The sequence below is a fragment of the Comamonas sp. GB3 AK4-5 genome (assembly GCF_041320665.1).
Taxonomy (GTDB): Bacteria; Pseudomonadota; Gammaproteobacteria; order Burkholderiales; family Burkholderiaceae_C; genus Comamonas.
Genome location: NZ_CP166730.1, coordinates 742,440 through 760,053 on the forward strand (window position 1 = coordinate 742,440; position 17,614 = coordinate 760,053).

The following is a 17,614-nucleotide window of genomic DNA, read 5'->3' on the forward strand; positions in this document are numbered from 1 at the left end:
TTTGGATTCACCACCATGGACTACCAAATCTTTGCGCTCGGCGATGTGGTCTTGCAGCGCGGCGCCACGCTGCGCAATGCCAGGCTGGCCTACCAAACCTATGGCAGGCTCAACGCCGAAAAAAACAATGTCATCGTCTATCCCACCTGGTACTCGGGCCAGCATGTCGACAACGAGTGGCTGATCGGTGAAGGCATGGCGCTGGACCCCAGCAAGTACTTCATCATCGTGCCCAATATGCTGGGCAACGGGCTGTCCTCTTCGCCCAGCAACACGCCGGCACCCTATGACCGGGCCCGCTTTCCCCAGGTCACGCTGTATGACAACGTGCGGCTGCAGCACCGGCTGCTGACCGAGTTGTGGGGGATCGAACGCATCAAGCTGGTGGTGGGCTGGTCCATGGGGGCCCAGCAGACCAACCAGTGGGGCTGCCTCTACCCGGAGATGGTGGAGCGCATCGCACCGTTTTGCGGCTCGGCCAAGACTGCGCCCCACAACATCGTCTTTCTGGAAGGCGTGAAGGCCGCGCTGACTTCCGATGCGGCCTGGCATGGCGGCTGGTATGACAAGCCACCCACCACGGGCTTGCGTGCCGTGGGGCGCGTGTATGCGGGCTGGGGGCTGTCGCAGCCGTTTTACATGCAGGAGCTGTGGCGCAGCCTGGGTTACAGCTCGCTGGAGGACTTTCTGGTGGCCTATTGGGAAGGGTTTTTTCTGCCCAAGGATGCCAACAACCTGCTGGCCATGCTCTGGTCCTGGCAGCACGGTGACATCAGCGACAACCCCGTATTCCAGGGCAACTTCAAGCAGGCGCTGGCCGCGATCAAGGCGCGGGCCCTGGTCATGCCCGGTGAGATGGACCTGTACTTCCCCGCCGCAGACAACGCCTGGGAAGTGGCGCAGATGCCCAATGCCGTGTGCAGGCCTATTCCGGGCGTCTGGGGGCATTTCGCGGGGGGCGGCGCCAACCCGGTGGACACGCAGTTCATCGACGACCAACTCAAGGAGTTGCTGGCCTATGAATGAAGCCCATGCCGGGGCCTCGGTGCTGGACCCCCTGGCCGCCTACAGGCTGGCCACGCCGCCTTACTACTACGAGGTGCAGCATGAGGTCGCCATGTTCGAGGCGGCCTACGCGCTGCGCCTGCCGCTGATGCTCAAAGGCCCCACGGGCTGTGGCAAGACGCGGCTGGTCGAGCATATGGCCTGGAAGCTGGGGCGGCCGCTGGTCACGGTGGCCTGCAACGAAGACATGACGGCGGCCGATCTGGTGGGGCGTTACCTGCTCGATGCCCATGGCACCCAGTGGCATGACGGGCCGCTGACACAGGCCGTGCGCTACGGCGCGATCTGCTACCTCGATGAAGTGGTGGAGGCGCGGCAGGACACGACGGTGGTCATCCACCCGCTCACCGATGCCCGCCGCCAGTTGCCGCTGGATAAAAAAGGCGAGCTGGTGCAGGCGCATCCGGATTTTCAGCTGGTGGTGTCTTACAACCCCGGCTACCAAAGCCATAGCAAAGACCTGAAGCAATCCACCCGCCAGCGTTTTCTGGCCATGGATTTTGCCTATCCGCCTTCCGAGCAGGAAGTGCAGATCGTGGCGCATGAAGCCGGGGTTGCGCTTGCGCTGGCGGGCAAGCTGGTTGCCATTGCCAGCCAGTCGCGCGCCCTGGTGGAGCGGGGGCTGGAAGAGGGCATGTCCACCCGCATGCTGATCCATGCAGGGCGTTTGATCCGCCATGGCATGGAGCCCGCAGACGCTTGCGATCTGGCCATGGTGCGGCCTCTCAATGATGAGCCCGACCTGCTGTGGGCATTGAAAAGCCTTGTCGATGCGCATTTCTGAACCCCACACGCAGGCCCGGCCCGATGTCTTGCGGGAGTGGGGGCGTGTCAGCGCGCATTGGCGCAGCGGGGACCAGGCCTTGCTGGCGCTGGCCATGGAGCGGCAACTGCCCCTGCTGCAGCGGCTGCTGCCGGCCAAGGACTGGCCGGTGCTGCTGGAATTGCTGGACGGGCTGCATGCTGCACACCCGAGCGCTGCCCTGGCTGTGGCGGGGCAGCTGGGCATGTTGCTGCAGCAGCTGGATGTGCAAGGGCTGCGGCGCTGGATACTCACCGGGCTGCGCAGCCACGAAGCCGGGTCGGCGGAAATACGGGGCGCCTACTTTCGGCTGCAAAGCCACAGCGCCATACAGTCCATGCACGCCGAAGCCGCGGCCATGCCGCTGACCCAGGCCATGCCCTCTCTGGCCTGGCTGCTGCATCTGCTGGCGGGTGAAGCCATTGCCGTGCAGCCGCGCGCGCAGCCCTTGCTGCATGTCGCTCCCGACCGGCCCGTGCTGGATGCCGGGCATGGCCTGTTTCTGCCAGACAGCTATACCGCACGCGACGGGGCCGATCACTGGGCGCTGCTGCGCGCGGCCGTGGCCCATGCGGCCGCGCATTGGCGCTACTCGCCGCGCAAGCAATCCGGCCGTGGTTTGAAACCCATGGGCCATGCCGTAGTGGGGGCGCTGGAGGATGCGCGTGTCGAATGGTTGTTGGCCCAGGCCTATCCAGGCGTGCAGCGCTGGTTTGTGCAGGCCTTTGTACCGACCGCATCGCTCCAGCAGCGCAGCGATTTCGAAGGGCTGCTGGCCCGGCTGCACTGTGCGCTGGCCAACCCTTTGTATGTGGACGAGCATGGCTGGATTGCCAAGGCGCGCACCCTGTTTCAGGAGCTGCAGCTGCGGGGCGATTTATTCCGGCCGGCGCCGCTGCGCGAAGCCGCATCCGTTCTGGCCAACGACCTGGGGCAGATGCGGCTGCGCATGAATCTGCAGGGCTTTCATGTGCCTGCGGCCTACCGTGACGACAACAGCTTTTTATGGGACCTGGGAGAGAACACCAGCGACCCGGCGCCCGAGCTGCTGGCACAAAGCGTGCTGCGGCCACAGGAGACGCAGCCTGCGCGGCCCGACAACGGTGACGTGCAGCCAGCGCCTGGCGCCACACCGATGGACCCTGTGTCGTTCTTCTATCCGGAATGGGACTATCGCCTGGAGCGGCTGCGTCCGGACTGGTGCACGGTGTATGAGCGCCAGCCGCCGCTGGCCGCTCGCAGCCGGACTCCTGCCGATGCAGCAGCCATTGGCCCGCACTGGCGCCTGGCCCGCCGCAGCAACAGGCATATGCGTTTGCGCAGGCAGCTGCAAGGGGATGAGCTGGACCTGGATGCCGCGATTGACTGGAGCGTGGACCGGCGCGCGGGGCGTGATCCTTCGGCGCATATCTTTCGCGGCGTGGGCCGCGCTGCACCCTTGCTGCACCTGCTGGTGTTGGTGGATTTGTCGCAGTCCTGCAATGACCTGTTGGAGGGCCATGCAGGGCTTACCTTGCTGGGCTTGCAGAAAAAGGCATTGACCTTGCTGGCGCAGCGCGTGGACCGCAGCAGCGTGCGCCTGGCCATCCATGGCTTTCATTCGGACACGCGCCATGCGGTATCGTACTTTCGCCTGCTGGAGTTTGGCCAGCCATGGGATGGCACAGGGGAGGGCTGTATCCATGCGCTGCAGGCCGGCTATTCCACCCGCCTGGGCGCGGCCTTGCGCCATGCCTCCCATATCGCCGCCACCGTGCCGGCTGCGCAGCGGGCGGTGGTGGTACTCAGCGATGGCGCACCTGCAGACATCGATGTGTTTGACCCGCGCTACCTGGTGGAGGATGCGCGCGCTGCCGTGCGCGCCGCACAGCGCACAGGCGTTGCAGTGGTGGCCCTGGGCATTGGGCAGGTGGATGCGGCGCAGATGCGGCAGATCTATGGACGGGGGGGATATGGGGTGGCCCGCAATCCGCTGGAGCTGCCCCAGCGTTTGCTGGGGCTCATTGCCCGCCTGGCGCGCTGAGGCAGGCGTGGTCTGCGTAAAGTGCTATAGAAAGAGGAGACGTTTTGGCCAACAAGGATCCGCTGAGAGTCGGCGTGCTGTTTTCGCAGACCGGGGTGACATCGCGCATCGGCCAGTCGCAGCTGCAGGGCAGCCTGCTGGGAATCGAGGAAGTGAATGAGGCCGGTGGCGTGGATGGGCGTGAGGTGATCCCCGTGATCTACGACGCGCAATCCGATCCGCGCCAATACGCCACGCTGGCCGAGAAGCTGATTGTGGAAGACCGGGTGAACACCATCTTCGGTTGCTATATGTCCAGCAGCCGCAAGGCCGTGATCCCCATCATCGAGCGCTGGAACAAGCTGATGTTCTACCCCACGCTGTACGAGGGTTTCGAGTTCTCCAACAACCTGATCTACACCGGCGCTGCGCCCAACCAGAACAGCGTGCAGCTGGCCGAGTACATGACGGCCAATTTCGGTGCGCGCGCCTATCTGATCGGCTCGGACTACATCTACCCCTGGGAGTCCAACCGCATCATGAAAGAGCTGGTGCAGCAACGCCACCACAGCGAGCTGCTGGGCGAGCGCTATGTGCAGCTCGATGCCAAGGAGGCAGACTTCAAGCCCATTCTGGAAGACATCAAAGCCAGGCAGCCAGACTTCATCTTCTCCACCGTGGTGGGGGATTCCACCGCAAGCCTCTACCAGGCCTATGCCGATGCAGGGTGTGACCCGCAGCGCATGCCGATTGCCAGCCTCACCACATCGGAAGCCGAAATCTCGCAGATGCAGGCGGGGACGGCGGCAGGCCATTTCACGGCGGCGCCGTATTTCCAGTCCATACGCTCGGACGTGAACCAGCGTTGTCTGGAGCGCTTTCGGCGCCGCTTCGGGCACCATGTGATGCCCAATCTCTGCTGGGAGGCGGCGTATTTTCAGATTCACCTTTTTGCCAATGCATTTCGCTTGGCAGGCAGTGACGAGATCAACCTGCTGATGCCCCATCTGCTGGGCAGCGAATTCCAGGCACCCCAGGGCAAGGTGCGCATTGATGCGAGCAACCACCACACCTGTCTGTATCCGCGCGTGGGCCGTGTGGACCACCAGGGGCAATTCACCATCATGCGCGAGGCCACCAGGCCGGTGCATCCCGACCCCTATTTGGTTACACATTCACTGGGGGACTGGACCGTAAAATTGCCCAATCAAATCAAAGCCCCCGCAGAAGGCGGTTGACGTGGACAGTGGTTACAAACCTCGTGCGGCGGATTCAAGTCTTCTGGGAGATCTGCGCACCTTGCGCGTGGCGGTCTTGCATCCCGACGATACGGATGGCCTGCACCTTACCCAACAGCTGCAGCGCATCGGCTGCCAGACGCAGGCGTTCTGGCCTCCGCCCCCAGTCTTGCTCGGCATCACGGATGTGGTCTTCATCGCCGTGCGGCCTGACATCATTCACCGCGATATGACATGGCGCACGCCCGACATCCGGGCTGCAGTGATCGCCATCGTGAACTACGAAAACCCCACCATCGTCCAGAACGTGCTGGCCCTGGGTGCCCATGCGGTGATGCCATCACCGGTGCGCTCGTTTGGTGTGCTCTCCACCCTGGTGGTGGCGCGCGGTGTGCAGCGGGAAATGGGCAACCAGCTCAAGCAGATCCGCAAGCTGGAATCCAAGCTGCTGGGGCAGCGTCGCCTGGCGGAAGCCAAGGCAGTGCTGATGCAGACCCGAGGCATTGCAGAAGACGCGGCCTACGACTTGATTCGGGCCCAGGCCATGGCCAAACGCATGTCCATGGATGAAATCGCCACGGCCATCATCCATGCCAATGACATCCTGAACCTTGGCAAGGCCTGAGCGTCTGCATCCTGTTGTTTTCAAAAAGGCGGAGCGGCCCAGCGATATATCTGATACATGCGATACATGCGAAGCTGGTATTGGCATGGGCTTTTTCGGCCGTTCCGAAAAATAAAATGATCGATCGCCTTTGGCGCTCTGGCCTGACCGGCCCCCATGCCTATGTTGCGGCACTTTCATCAAGTCGGCGCATTCCTGGTGGGGATCGTCATGGGGCTTTCTTCGGGCATGGCCGCTGCGGCCAGCTCCACGGTTTCCATCACCGTCTACACGAACAGCACCAACAACACCATTTACACCCCGGTCGGGGGGGAAAAAGGCGCTTCAGTCTGGACTGCACCAGCCCATGGCACGGTGTCTATCGTGGGCTACAGCGTTTTCTATACGCCCACGGCAGGGTATACGGGGGCGGATAGTTTCACCTACATCATCAACACCACATCGGGGGGGGTGAACTATGCCAACCAGCATGCAGTCAACGTCACGGTCACCTTGCCTCCGCCGCCCACGGCCAATGCCGTCAGTTCCACGGTCGCGGCCAACAGCAATGCCAATGCCGTCACGCTGAGTACCTCGGGCACTGTCACCAGTGTGGCGGTGGCCAGCCAGGCCGCACATGGCACGGCCACGGCCAGTGGCACATCCATCAGCTACACGCCCACGGCGGGTTACTCGGGCACGGATTCGTTCACCTATACCGCCAGCAATGTGGGGGGCACTTCCTCGGCCGCCACAGCGACGATCACGGTCACTCGGCCCACCTTGACCCTGACGCCCAGCAGCCTGGCCGCAGGCACCCAGGGCACGGCCTATAGCCAGAGCCTGGGGGCCAGCCTGGGCACCGGGCCTTATACCTACGCCATCAGCACGGGGAGCCTGCCTGGCGGATTGACGCTGAGCAGTGCCGGTAGCCTGAGCGGAACGCCCACGGCCAGCGGGACTTTCAGCTTCTCTATCCAGGCCACCGATGTCTACGGCGCCACGGGGGTGCAAAGCTATACGCTGCAGCTGGCCCCCATCCCACTGCCGGTCGCTAACCCCACAAGCACGAGCGTGGCCGCCAACAGCAGTGCCAACCCGGTCCCACTGAACATGACGGGGGGCACTGCCAGCAGCGTGGCCGTGGCGGTGCAGGCCGCACATGGCACGGCCGCGGCCAGTGGTACCACCATCACCTATACGCCCACGGCGGGCTACTCGGGGGGCGACAGCTTCAGCTATACCGCCACCAACGCCAGTGGCACTTCGAGTGCGGCTGCGGTGACGGTGACCGTGACCCAGCCGACTTTGGGTATTGCGCCCAGCAGCCTGCCCTCCGGTATGGTGAATACGACCTACAGCCAGAATCTGACGGCCAGCCTGGGCACGGCTCCCTACAGTTATGCCGTCATTTCCGACAGCCTGCCCGCAGGGCTGAGCCTGAGCAGTGCCGGCAGCATCAGCGGCACGCCTACGGCCAGCGGCTCCTTCAGCTTCACGGTGCAGGCCACCGACCTTTATGGCGCCACAGGCGTGCGGTCCTATACGCTGTCCATTGCCGTGCAACTGCCCGTGGCCAACGATGTGTCGGCCACGGTGGCGGCCAACAGCGGTGCAAACCCCATCATGCTGAGCACGACAGGTCCAGTCAGCAGCGTGGCCGTGGCCAGCCAGGCCACGCATGGCATGGCCACGGCCAGTGGCGCCAGCATCAGCTACATGCCTACAGCGGGCTATTCGGGCCCGGACTCCTTTACCTACACGGCCGCCAACTCCAGTGGCACTTCCAACGTGGCCACGGTGACGCTCTCTGTGAGTGCCCCTACGCTGACCCTTGCTCCCAGCAGTCTGCCTGCGGGCATGGTGGCGACGGCCTACAGCCAAAGCCTGTCAGCCAGCCTGGGCTCCGCACCCTATAGCTATGTCGTCAGCCTTGGGACACTGCCTTCCGGTTTGTCACTTGATGCGCCTACCGGGCAGATCACGGGCACGCCTTCCAGCAGCGGCACTGCCAGTTTTACGGTCCAGGCCACGGACCGCTATGGTGCGATAGGCTCGCAAAGCTATACGCTGCAGATCTCGGCCATTCCGGTTCCCGTGACCAGCGCATCGGGCATGACGGTTGCGGCCAACAGCGGTGCCAGCCCGGTGACGCTCGCTATCACCGGAGGAACGCCGACCAGCGTGGCCGTGGCTGGGCAGGCGGCGCATGGCACGGCCACGGCCAGTGGTACCAGCATCAGCTACATGCCCACAGCGGGCTTTTCGGGCCAGGACTCCTTTACCTATACCGCCTCCAACGCGGGCGGTACTTCCAATACCTCCACGGTCACGATGACCGTATCGGCCCCCACATTGACGTTTGTCTCCAGCAGCTTGCCCGCGGGCACACAGAGCCAGGCCTATAGCCAGACGCTGGCGGCCAGTCAGGGCGCGGCGCCTTATACCTACGCCATCAGCGCAGGGAACCTGCCCAGTGGGCTGGTTCTGGGCAGCGATGGCAGCCTCAGCGGCACGCCCACGGTCAGCGGTACGTTCAGCTTCACAGTCGAGGCCACGGACAGCAACGGCGCCAAGGGTTCCCAGATCTATACGCTGACCATCACGGTAGCTGCACCCGTGGCCAATGACGTGTCGGCCACGGTGGCGGCCAACAGCAGCGCCAATGCGATCACGCTCAACATCACCAGGGCCACGGCCAGCAGCGTGGCCGTGGTCAGCCAGGCCACGCATGGCACGGCCACGGCCAGCGGCACCAGCATCAGCTACACGCCTGCGGCAGGCTACTCGGGGGGGGACAGCTTTACCTACACAGCCACCAATGCCAGTGGCACGTCCAGCCCTGCGACGGTGACGATCACGGTCAGCGAGCCTGTGTTGGCGATTGCGCCCGGCAGCTTGCCTTCAGGCGTGGTGGGCACGGCCTACAGCCAGAACCTGACTGCCAGCCTGGGCACGGCCCCTTACAGCTGTGCCCTCAGCGCAGGGAGCCTGCCCAGCGGGCTGAGCCTGAGCAGCGCCGGCAGCCTCAGTGGTACGCCCTCGACAGGGGGCTCCTTCAGTGTGACGGTGCAGGTGACGGACAGCTATGGTGCGACGGGTACGCAGACCTACACCTTGGCCATTGCCGCGCAAATGCCTGTCGCCAACGCTGTGACCGCCACCGTGGCGGCCAACAGCAGTGACAACGTCATCATGCTGAGCACGACGGGCGCCAACAGCGTGGCCGTGAACAGCCAGGCCTTGCATGGCACGGCCACGGCCACGGCCAGTGGCAACAGCATCAGCTACACCCCCATCGCGGGCTACTCGGGCAGTGATAGCTTCACCTATACGGCCACCAATACCAGTGGCACTTCCAGCCCTGCCACGGTGACGGTCACCGTGACGGCGCCGACACTGACCCTGGCCCCCAGCAGCTTGATGGCCGGGGTGGTCGGTACGGCCTATAGCCAGACGGTGAGTGCCAGCCTGGGCACGGCGCCTTACAGCTATGTGCTTGACTCGGGAGGCGGATTGCCCACAGGCTTGTCGATCGATCCGGCGAGCGGGCAGATTTCAGGTACGCCTTCCAGCAGCGGTACTTTCAGCTTCACGGTAAAGGCCACGGACAGTTATGCGGCCACAGGGTCTCAGGCCTATACGCTGTCCATCACCGTGCCGGCGCCCGTGGCCAATGACGTGTCGGCCACCGTGGCCGCCAACAGCAGCAACAACGTCATCGCCCTCAACATCACCAGGGCCACGGCCAGCAGTGTGGCAGTGGCCAGCCAGGCCGCGCATGGCGTGGCCACGGTCAGCGGTACCGGCACCGGCATCAGCTATACGCCCACAGCGGGTTTTTCGGGGCAGGACTCCTTCACCTACACGGCCAGCAATGCCAGTGGCAGCTCCAGCGCGGCGACGGTGACAGTCACTGTCACCACGTCCACATTGGCGATTGCGCCGGGCAGCTTGCCATCGGGTGTGGCGAACACGGCCTATAGCCAAAGCCTGACGGCCAGCCTGGGCACGGCCCCCTATGGCTACAGCATCGGCACGGGCAGCTTGCCTGCAGGCTTGAGCCTGAGCAGCACCGGCAGCCTCAGTGGCACGCCGACGGCCAATGGCTCTTTCAGCTTTACCGTGCAGGTCTCCGACAGCTATGGCGCAACAGGTGCACAGTCTTATACGCTGGCGATTGCCGTGCAGCCGCCCGTTGCCAACAATGCCTTGGCCTCGGTGGCTGCCAACAGCGGTGCCACCTCGGTGACGCTGAACATTACCGGAGGGCAGGCCTCCAGCGTGGCAGTGGCCAGCCAGGCCACGCACGGCACGGCTACGGCCAGCGGCACCAGCATCAGCTACACGCCGGCCGCGGGCTTTTCGGGCAGCGATAGCTTTACCTATACCGCCACCAATGCCAGCGGAACCTCCAGCCCCGCCACGGTGACGGTGACGGTCAGTGCACCCACGCTGACCATCTCACCCAGCAGCCTGACCGCCGCCACCGTGGGGCTGGCCTACAACCAGGCCTTGACGGCCAGCCAGGGCGCAGCGCCTTACAGCTATACCGTCATCGATGGCGCCCTGCCGGCGGGCTTGTCGCTGAACCCCAGCACGGGGCAGATCACGGGCACGGCCACGGTCAGCGGCTCCTTCAGCTTCACGGTGCAGGTCAAGGACAGCAATGGGGCCTTAGGCTCTCAGATCTATGCGCTGTCCAGTGCGCAGCCGGTGCCCGTGGCCAACGCGGTATCGGCCACGGTGGCGGCCAACAGCGGTGCCAACGACATTTCGTTGAACATCACCAGAGCTGCCGCCAGCAGCGTGGCCGTGGCCAGCCAGGCGGGGTATGGCACGGCCATGGCCAGCGGCACCAGCATCAGCTATGCCCCTGCGGCAGGCTACTCAGGGACGGATAGCTTTACCTACACGGCCAGCAACGCCAGTGGCAGCTCCGGTGCCGCCACGGTGACGGTGACGGTCACCGAGCCCAGTTTGAGCATGGCGCCCAGCGCTTTGCCGCAAGGCATGGTGGACACTGCCTACAACCAAAATCTGGCAGCCAGCATGGGCACGGCGCCCTATCGCTACACCCTGGTTTCAGGCAGTTTGCCTAATGGTTTGAGCCTGGGCAGTGACGGCAGCATCAGCGGCACGCCCAAGGAGGACGGCTCCTTCAGCTTCACGGCGCAGGCCACCGACAGCCATAACGCCACGGGCACCCAGGTGTACAAGCTGGCCATTGCGGTGGCGCTGCCTGTGGCAAACAATGCATCGGCCACGGTGGCTGCCAACAGCAGCAGCAACGCCATCACGCTGAATACGGTCGGCACAGTCAACAGCGTTGCGGTGGCCAGCCAGGCCCAGCATGGCACGGCCACGGCCAGCGGCAACAGCATCAGCTACACGCCCGCCGCGGGCTACTCGGGCGGCGACAGCTTTACCTATACCGCCACCAATGCCAGTGGTACATCCAGCGCAGCCACGGTGGACATCACCATCACCGCCCCCACACTGACCATGGGACAAGGCAGCTTGCCTGCGGCAACAGCAGGCGTGGCCTATAGCCAGACCTTGACAGCCAGCCAGGGCACAGCGCCTTACACCTATGCCATCACCACGGGGGCCTTGCCTGCAGGCTTGTCGCTGGATACGGCCACCGGGCAGATCACCGGCACGCCCTCGACCCTGGGCAGCTTCAGCTTCACGGTGGGGATCACCGACCACTATGGAGCGACAGGCTCACAAAGCTATACGCTGCAGGTCACGGGCACCCCGGTCCCCGTGGCCAACCCATCCAGCATGACGGTGGCGGCCAACAGCACGGCCAACCCGGTGAGCTTGGACCTCACCGGAGGTGCGTCGACCAGTGTGGCGCTGTTCGCCCAGGCCACCCATGGCGTGGCTTTGGTCAGCGGCACCAGCATCAGCTACACGCCGACGGCGGGCTATTCGGGCCCGGATGACTTCAGCTATACCGCCTCCAATGCGGGCGGCACCTCGGCCGCTGCCAAAGTCACCATACAAGTCACGGCGTCCACTTTGGCCATTGCGCCCAGCACGCTGGCTGCAGCGACCGAGGGCCGTCCCTACAGCCAGGGCTTGACGGCCAGCCAGGGCACGGCGCCTTATACCTACACCATCATCGGGGGGGCACTGCCTGGCGGCCTGGTCCTGGGCAGCGACGGCAGCCTCAGCGGAACGCCCACGGTCAATGGCACTTTCAGCTTCACCTTGCAAGTTGCCGACAGCTTGGGCGCGATAGGCAGCCAGGCCTATACGCTGACCAGCAGCTTGCCGGCACCCGTGGCCAACGATGTCTCGGCCACGGTGGTGGCCAACAGCAATGCCAACACCATTGCATTGAATATCACCAGGGCGGTAGCCAGCAGCGTGGCCGTGGTGAGCCAGGCGGTGCACGGCATGGCCACGGCCAGTGGCGCCGTGGTGAGCTATACGCCCACGACAGGCTATTCGGGCATGGACACCTTCACCTATACCGCCACCAATGCCAGCGGTACATCAGGGGTGGCCACGGTGACGGTCACCATCACGGACGCCACATTGACCATCACGCCCAACAGTCTGCCGGCCGGCATAGTGGGGACGGTCTATAGCCAGGTACTGACGGCCAGTCTGGGCTCGGCGCCTTATGCCTACACCATCAGCACAGGTGCTCTGCCTGAAGGACTGTCGCTCAACAGCGTCACCGGGCTGCTGGCGGGTACGCCCACGGCCGCAGGCTCCTTCAGCTTCACGGTTTTGGTCACGGATGTCTATCAGGCCACAGGGCCGCAAAGCTATACGCTGCAGATTGTGGCCATGCCGGCTTCCGTCACCCGGAATGCGAGCATGGCGGTGGCGGCAAACAGCCGCGCCAACCCGGTGCAGCTGGGTGTTCTGGGCTCGGTGGCCAGTGTGGTCGTGACAGTCCAGGCGGTGCATGGCATAGCCTCAGCCAGTGGCGCCAGCCTCAACTACACCCCCAACACGGGCTACTCGGGGGTGGATACGTTCAGCTATACCGTGACCGATGACAGCGGTGCCTTGAGCGCCGTTACGGTCGCGGTGCAAGTGAGCCCGCTGCCTCTCAGCGCCACGGAGGGCCGCCTTCCCGATGCGGTCGCTGGCGCCAGCTATAACCACAGCCTGGCGATCAGTGGCGGAACGGCACCCTATGTTTTTGCAGTGGGCAGCGGGGTCTTGCCCCCAGGGTTGACGCTGTCCGCAAGCGGTCAGATTACGGGAACGCCCCAGTCCCAGGCTTTGGGCAGCTTTGCTTTCACCATCGTGGTGACGGATGCACAGGGCGCCAGTCGCACACTGAGCTACAGCCTGCGGGTGAGTCAGGCTGTACCCATAGCCCCCACGCTGAGTGCCAGGATTGCCGCCAATGGCAGCGTGGAACTTGATGTGAGTGCGTCCGCCACAGGCAAGCCCTTGACCGGTGCAGACCTGATTTCTCTGACCCCCGCGGACGCCGGCAAGGCCAGCCTCCGCAGCGCGGCATCTGTGGTGGCTGGTGATGGGCCTGTCTATCTGGTGTCCTTCACCGCTGGGGCCGCCTTCAGCGGCAGCGCCTTGATCAGCTATAGCCTGAGCAATACGGCAGGCACCTCGGCGCCCGGGGAGATTCATATCCAGGTCACCGCGCGCACCGACCCCAGCAAGGATGCGGAAGTGGCCGGCATGGTGGCGGCCCAGATCAGCAGCGCACACCGCTTTGCCTCGGTCCAGATCGCCAACTTCTCCCGGCGGCTGGAAAGCCTGCATGCCGATGGCTGGGGGCGCTCGGACATGGGCCTGACGCTGGATACAGGGCGCCAGCCTGAGCTGGGCCAGGAAGACCGCGTGCTGGGCCGCTCGCCGTTGGCAGGCATGCGCAGGACCAGCGCCAGGATAGGCGTTGCCACCTCCAACCTGCCGGATCTGCCAAGCAGCGATGGCGCCGGGGGTGTGGGAAAGCAGGCGCTGGCGTTCTGGGTTGGCGGCACCGTGAAGTACGGCCGTGAATATGTGCGCAATGTGGACACCAAGTACCGCTTCACCACCAGCGGCATCAGCGCAGGGGCTGACTATCGGGTCAGCGATCTGTGGACCTTGGGGCTGGGGCTGGGGCTGGGCAGGGACAGCAGCTATGTGGGAGAGAACGGCAGCCAGAGCACGGCAGACAACCAGCTGACGGTGTTGCTCTACACCAGCCTGCGCCCGGGGGGGAAGGTTTTTGTGGATGGCCTGCTGGGCCATGGCCGCTTGCATTTTGACTCCAGCCGCTACATCACCGATGGTGGTGGCACGGCCCAGGGCACGCGCAGCGGCAACTTCATGCTGGGCAGCCTGATTGCGGGCATGGAGTTTCGCCAGCCGGGCTGGATGTGGTCGCCCTATGCGCGCCTGGAAGTGGTGCAACTCACACTCGACACCTACAGCGAGTCCGCAGCCGGGCTTGCCGCGCTGACCTATTACGCCCAGCAATCCAGCGTCCGCAATGCCGTGCTGGGCCTGCGCGCCGAAGGCCTTTATGCGCTGCGCTGGGGCAGCCTCATGCCCCGCATCCGGCTGGAATACGCACGCAATATGCAGCGCAACGGCGAGGCCGGTCTGGCCTATACAGACCTGGCGTATCTGGGGCCGGCTTACGCGATCAGCCCTTTCAGCTTCAGCACCGGCAACTGGAGCCTGGGGCTGGGCGCCCGCTTGCAGACCCGGCGCGGTGTGGAGTTTTCGCTGGAGCTGAACCTCGGCTTTGCCTCGGGCAGCCAGAGCCGCTCCATGTCGCTGGGCCTGCGCGTACCGTTTTAGCCCATGGGCTGCCATGACTCTGAATCCCGCGCTTGACTCTGACACCATGGCAATCTTTACAGTGCACGCATTCGTGATGAGGAAACCGCAATGAGTGCATCAACGCCATTAACTGCTGCCGTGGATCTTTCCGTGCAAGGCATGACCTGCGCTTCCTGCGTGGGACGTGTGGAGCGCGCCTTGAAAAAGCTGCCCGGCGTGCAGGACGCCCAGGTCAATCTGGCCACTGAAAAGGCCAGCATCCGCTTCGAGGGAGCACCCGACATTCCCGCTGCCATCGCCGCCATTGAAAAGGCGGGCTACGAAGTGCCGCAGACCCAGGTGGAACTGGTGGTGCAGGGCATGACCTGCGCCTCCTGCGTGGGCCGGGTGGAGCGTGCCTTGAAGAAGGTGGCGGGCGTGCAGGCGGCCAGCGTCAACCTGGCCACCGAACGTGCCCTGGTCACCCTGGCAGGCCAGGGTGGTCCCAGCCAGGTGCAGGACCTGGTGAAGGCCGTGGAAAAGGCGGGCTACGAGGCCCGCGCCCTGGATGCAGGGGCCGCACAGGCCCAGGGCTCCGAGCAGGACGCCATGGCCGAACGCCAGGCCCAGGAGCGCGTTGCGCTCCAGCGCGCGCTGATCGTGGCCACGGTGTTTGCCCTGCCGGTATTTGTGCTGGAAATGGGCGGCCACATGGTGCCGGCTTTCCACCACTGGGTGGGCCAGACCATAGGCACGCAAAACAGCTGGTATCTGCAATGTGTGCTGGCCGCCATTGTGCTGTTTGGCCCTGGGCTGCGCTTTTTCCAAAAAGGCATTCCGGCCCTGCTGCGTGGTGCGCCCGATATGAACTCTCTGGTCGCCGTGGGCACTTCGGCGGCCTTTGCCTATTCGCTGGTGGCCACTTTTGCACCCCAGCTGCTGCCCGCGGGCACCGTGAATGTGTACTACGAGGCCGCAGCCGTCATCGTGGCCCTGATTCTGCTGGGCCGCTTCATGGAAGCCCGGGCCAAGGGCAACACCTCGGAAGCGATTCGCCGCCTGGTGCAGCTGCAGGCCAAGACGGCGCGCGTGCGCCGGGGTGGTGAGGTGCAGGAGGTGGACATTGCCGCCGTGCGCGCCGGCGACATCATCGAGGTGCGCCCTGGTGAACGCATTCCCGTCGACGGCGAGGTGGTCGAGGGCCGCAGCTTTGTCGATGAGTCCATGATCAGCGGCGAGCCCGTGCCCGTGGAAAAGGCCGAAGGCGCCGAGCTGGTGGGCGGTACCGTCAACCAGAACGGGGCATTGGCATTTCGCGCCACCAAGGTGGGCGGCGACACGCTGTTGGCCCAGATCATCCGCATGGTGGAGCAGGCACAGGGCAGCAAGCTGCCCATCCAGGCCCTGGTGGACAAGATCACCATGTGGTTTGTGCCCGCCGTGATGACGGTGGCGGTGATCACCTTCGGCATCTGGCTATTCTTTGGCCCGGACCCCGCTTTAAGCTTTGCCCTGGTGAATGCCGTGGCCGTGCTCATCATTGCCTGCCCCTGCGCCATGGGCCTGGCCACGCCCACCTCCATCATGGTGGGCACGGGCCGCGCCGCGCAAATGGGCGTGCTGCTGCGCAAAGGCGAGGCGCTGCAACAGCTCAAGGATGCCAAGGTGGTGGCCGTGGACAAGACCGGCACATTGACCCTGGGCCGGCCCGAGCTTACCGACCTGGTGCTGGCGGATGCCTTCGAGGGCGAGCGTGCCCGCGTGCTGACCCTGGTGGCGGCGGTGGAGGCGCTGTCCGAGCACCCGATTGCCCGCGCCATTGTGGATGCCGCCAAGGCAGAAGGTCTGGCCTTGGGCCAGGTGGGGCAGTTTGAATCCGTCACCGGATTTGGCGTGCGTGCCGAGGTCGATGGGGTGAAGGTGGAAATTGGCGCTGACCGCTTTATGCGCGAGCTGGGCCTGTCCGTGGACAGCCTGGCTGCCGAGGCCACCCGCCTTGGCAACGAAGGCAAGACGCCGCTGTACGCCGCCCTGAATGGCCGCCTGGCCGCCATGATTGCCGTGGCCGACCCCATCAAGGAAAGCACGCCGGCCGCCATCCAGGCCCTGCATGCCCTGGGCCTGAAAGTGGCCATGATCACCGGCGACAACCAGCACACGGCACAGGCCATTGCGCGTCAGCTGGGCATTGATGAGGTGGTGGCCGAGGTGCTGCCCGGCGGCAAGGTGGATGCGGTCAAACGCCTGAAGGCGCAATACGGCGTGCTGGCCTATGTGGGCGATGGCATCAACGACGCCCCGGCCCTGGCCGAGGCCGATGTGGGCATGGCCATTGGCACGGGCACGGATATCGCCATCGAGGCCGCCGACGTGGTGTTGATGTCGGGTGACCTGGGTGGCGTGCCCAATGCCATCGCCCTGTCCAAGGCCACCATGGCCAATATCGGGCAGAACCTGTTCTGGGCCTTTGCCTACAACGTGGCGCTGATCCCCGTGGCTGCAGGCCTGCTTTATCCCGTCAATGGCATGTTGCTGTCGCCGGTGTTCGCAGCCGGGGCCATGGCGCTGTCCAGCGTGTTTGTGCTGTCGAACGCGCTGAGACTCAAGCGTTTTGTGCCACCGCTGGTGGTTGGGAAGGACTCCTGATGAGCGACCTGCCTCAGACCAACTTTCACGTCGAATTGCACTGTCGCTCAGCGTTTTGATCCCGGGGCCGGGTCTCGCCCCGGCAGGCGAGGTACTTTTCTTGCTCGTGCAAGCAAAGTACCCAAAAGAACACGCCCCCTGCTGCCCATGTCCCTGCGCTGCGCTTCGGGCAAGCTCGGTGCTCGATCCCAGGGCGGCGCCGCAGAACTCGTTGCGCGGCATGGCCGCTTCACTCGAACAACCGCGGCGAGTCAGATGACGAAGCAGCTGTGTCCTGCGGCACAGCTGCCCGCCCCGGGCTCTGCGCGCCGAGCCATGGGCAGAAGGGGGAAGGCGGGAACCGAATACCTGCCCTGCGCAGGCTGTGCCGTTGGCAAGCCTTATCTCCAAGCTATCAGCACCTATCGCTTCGTCACGCTGCTCGCGCTGCGGTTGTTCCCCTTCTATACACGCCTGCGGCGCACAGCACACAGGGGCGCATGGCTGCCGAAGGACAGCCATGCTTTGTT

General features: G+C 64.7%; 7 protein-coding genes. All 7 read left to right on the forward strand.

Features of this window, described 5'->3' with window-relative positions; genetic code table 11:
- Positions 1-15: 15 nt before the first annotated feature.
- Positions 16-1,026, forward strand: a complete 1,011-nt coding sequence (locus ACA027_RS03215) for an alpha/beta fold hydrolase (protein ID WP_370680961.1) — start codon at positions 16-18, stop codon at positions 1,024-1,026.
- Positions 1,019-1,849, forward strand: coding sequence for a CbbQ/NirQ/NorQ/GpvN family protein (locus ACA027_RS03220; RefSeq protein WP_370680962.1), 831 nt, complete (start codon positions 1,019-1,021; stop codon positions 1,847-1,849). Before ACA027_RS03215 ends, ACA027_RS03220 begins: the two co-directional genes overlap by 8 nt.
- Positions 1,836-3,890, forward strand: a complete 2,055-nt coding sequence (locus ACA027_RS03225) for a nitric oxide reductase activation protein NorD (protein ID WP_370680963.1) — start codon at positions 1,836-1,838, stop codon at positions 3,888-3,890. The genes ACA027_RS03220 and ACA027_RS03225 overlap by 14 nt, the downstream gene beginning before the upstream one ends.
- A gap of 44 nt (positions 3,891-3,934) precedes the next feature.
- Positions 3,935-5,107: a transporter substrate-binding domain-containing protein gene (locus ACA027_RS03230; protein ID WP_370680964.1), complete on the forward strand. Its 1,173-nt coding sequence runs from the start codon at positions 3,935-3,937 to the stop codon at positions 5,105-5,107.
- 67 nt (positions 5,108-5,174) lie between these two features.
- The gene (locus tag ACA027_RS03235) at positions 5,175-5,732 is read left to right on the forward strand and encodes an ANTAR domain-containing response regulator (protein WP_370680966.1); all 558 of its coding nucleotides are present in this window, start codon (positions 5,175-5,177) and stop codon (positions 5,730-5,732) included.
- Between the two features lie 162 nt (positions 5,733-5,894).
- Entirely contained in the window at positions 5,895-14,498 is an 8,604-nt protein-coding gene (locus ACA027_RS03240; RefSeq protein WP_370680967.1) for a putative Ig domain-containing protein, read from the forward strand.
- A gap of 90 nt (positions 14,499-14,588) precedes the next feature.
- Complete coding sequence (locus ACA027_RS03245) at positions 14,589-17,105, forward strand: copper-translocating P-type ATPase (protein WP_370680968.1); 2,517 nt, start codon at positions 14,589-14,591, stop codon at positions 17,103-17,105.
- Positions 17,106-17,614: the final 509 nt, after the last annotated feature.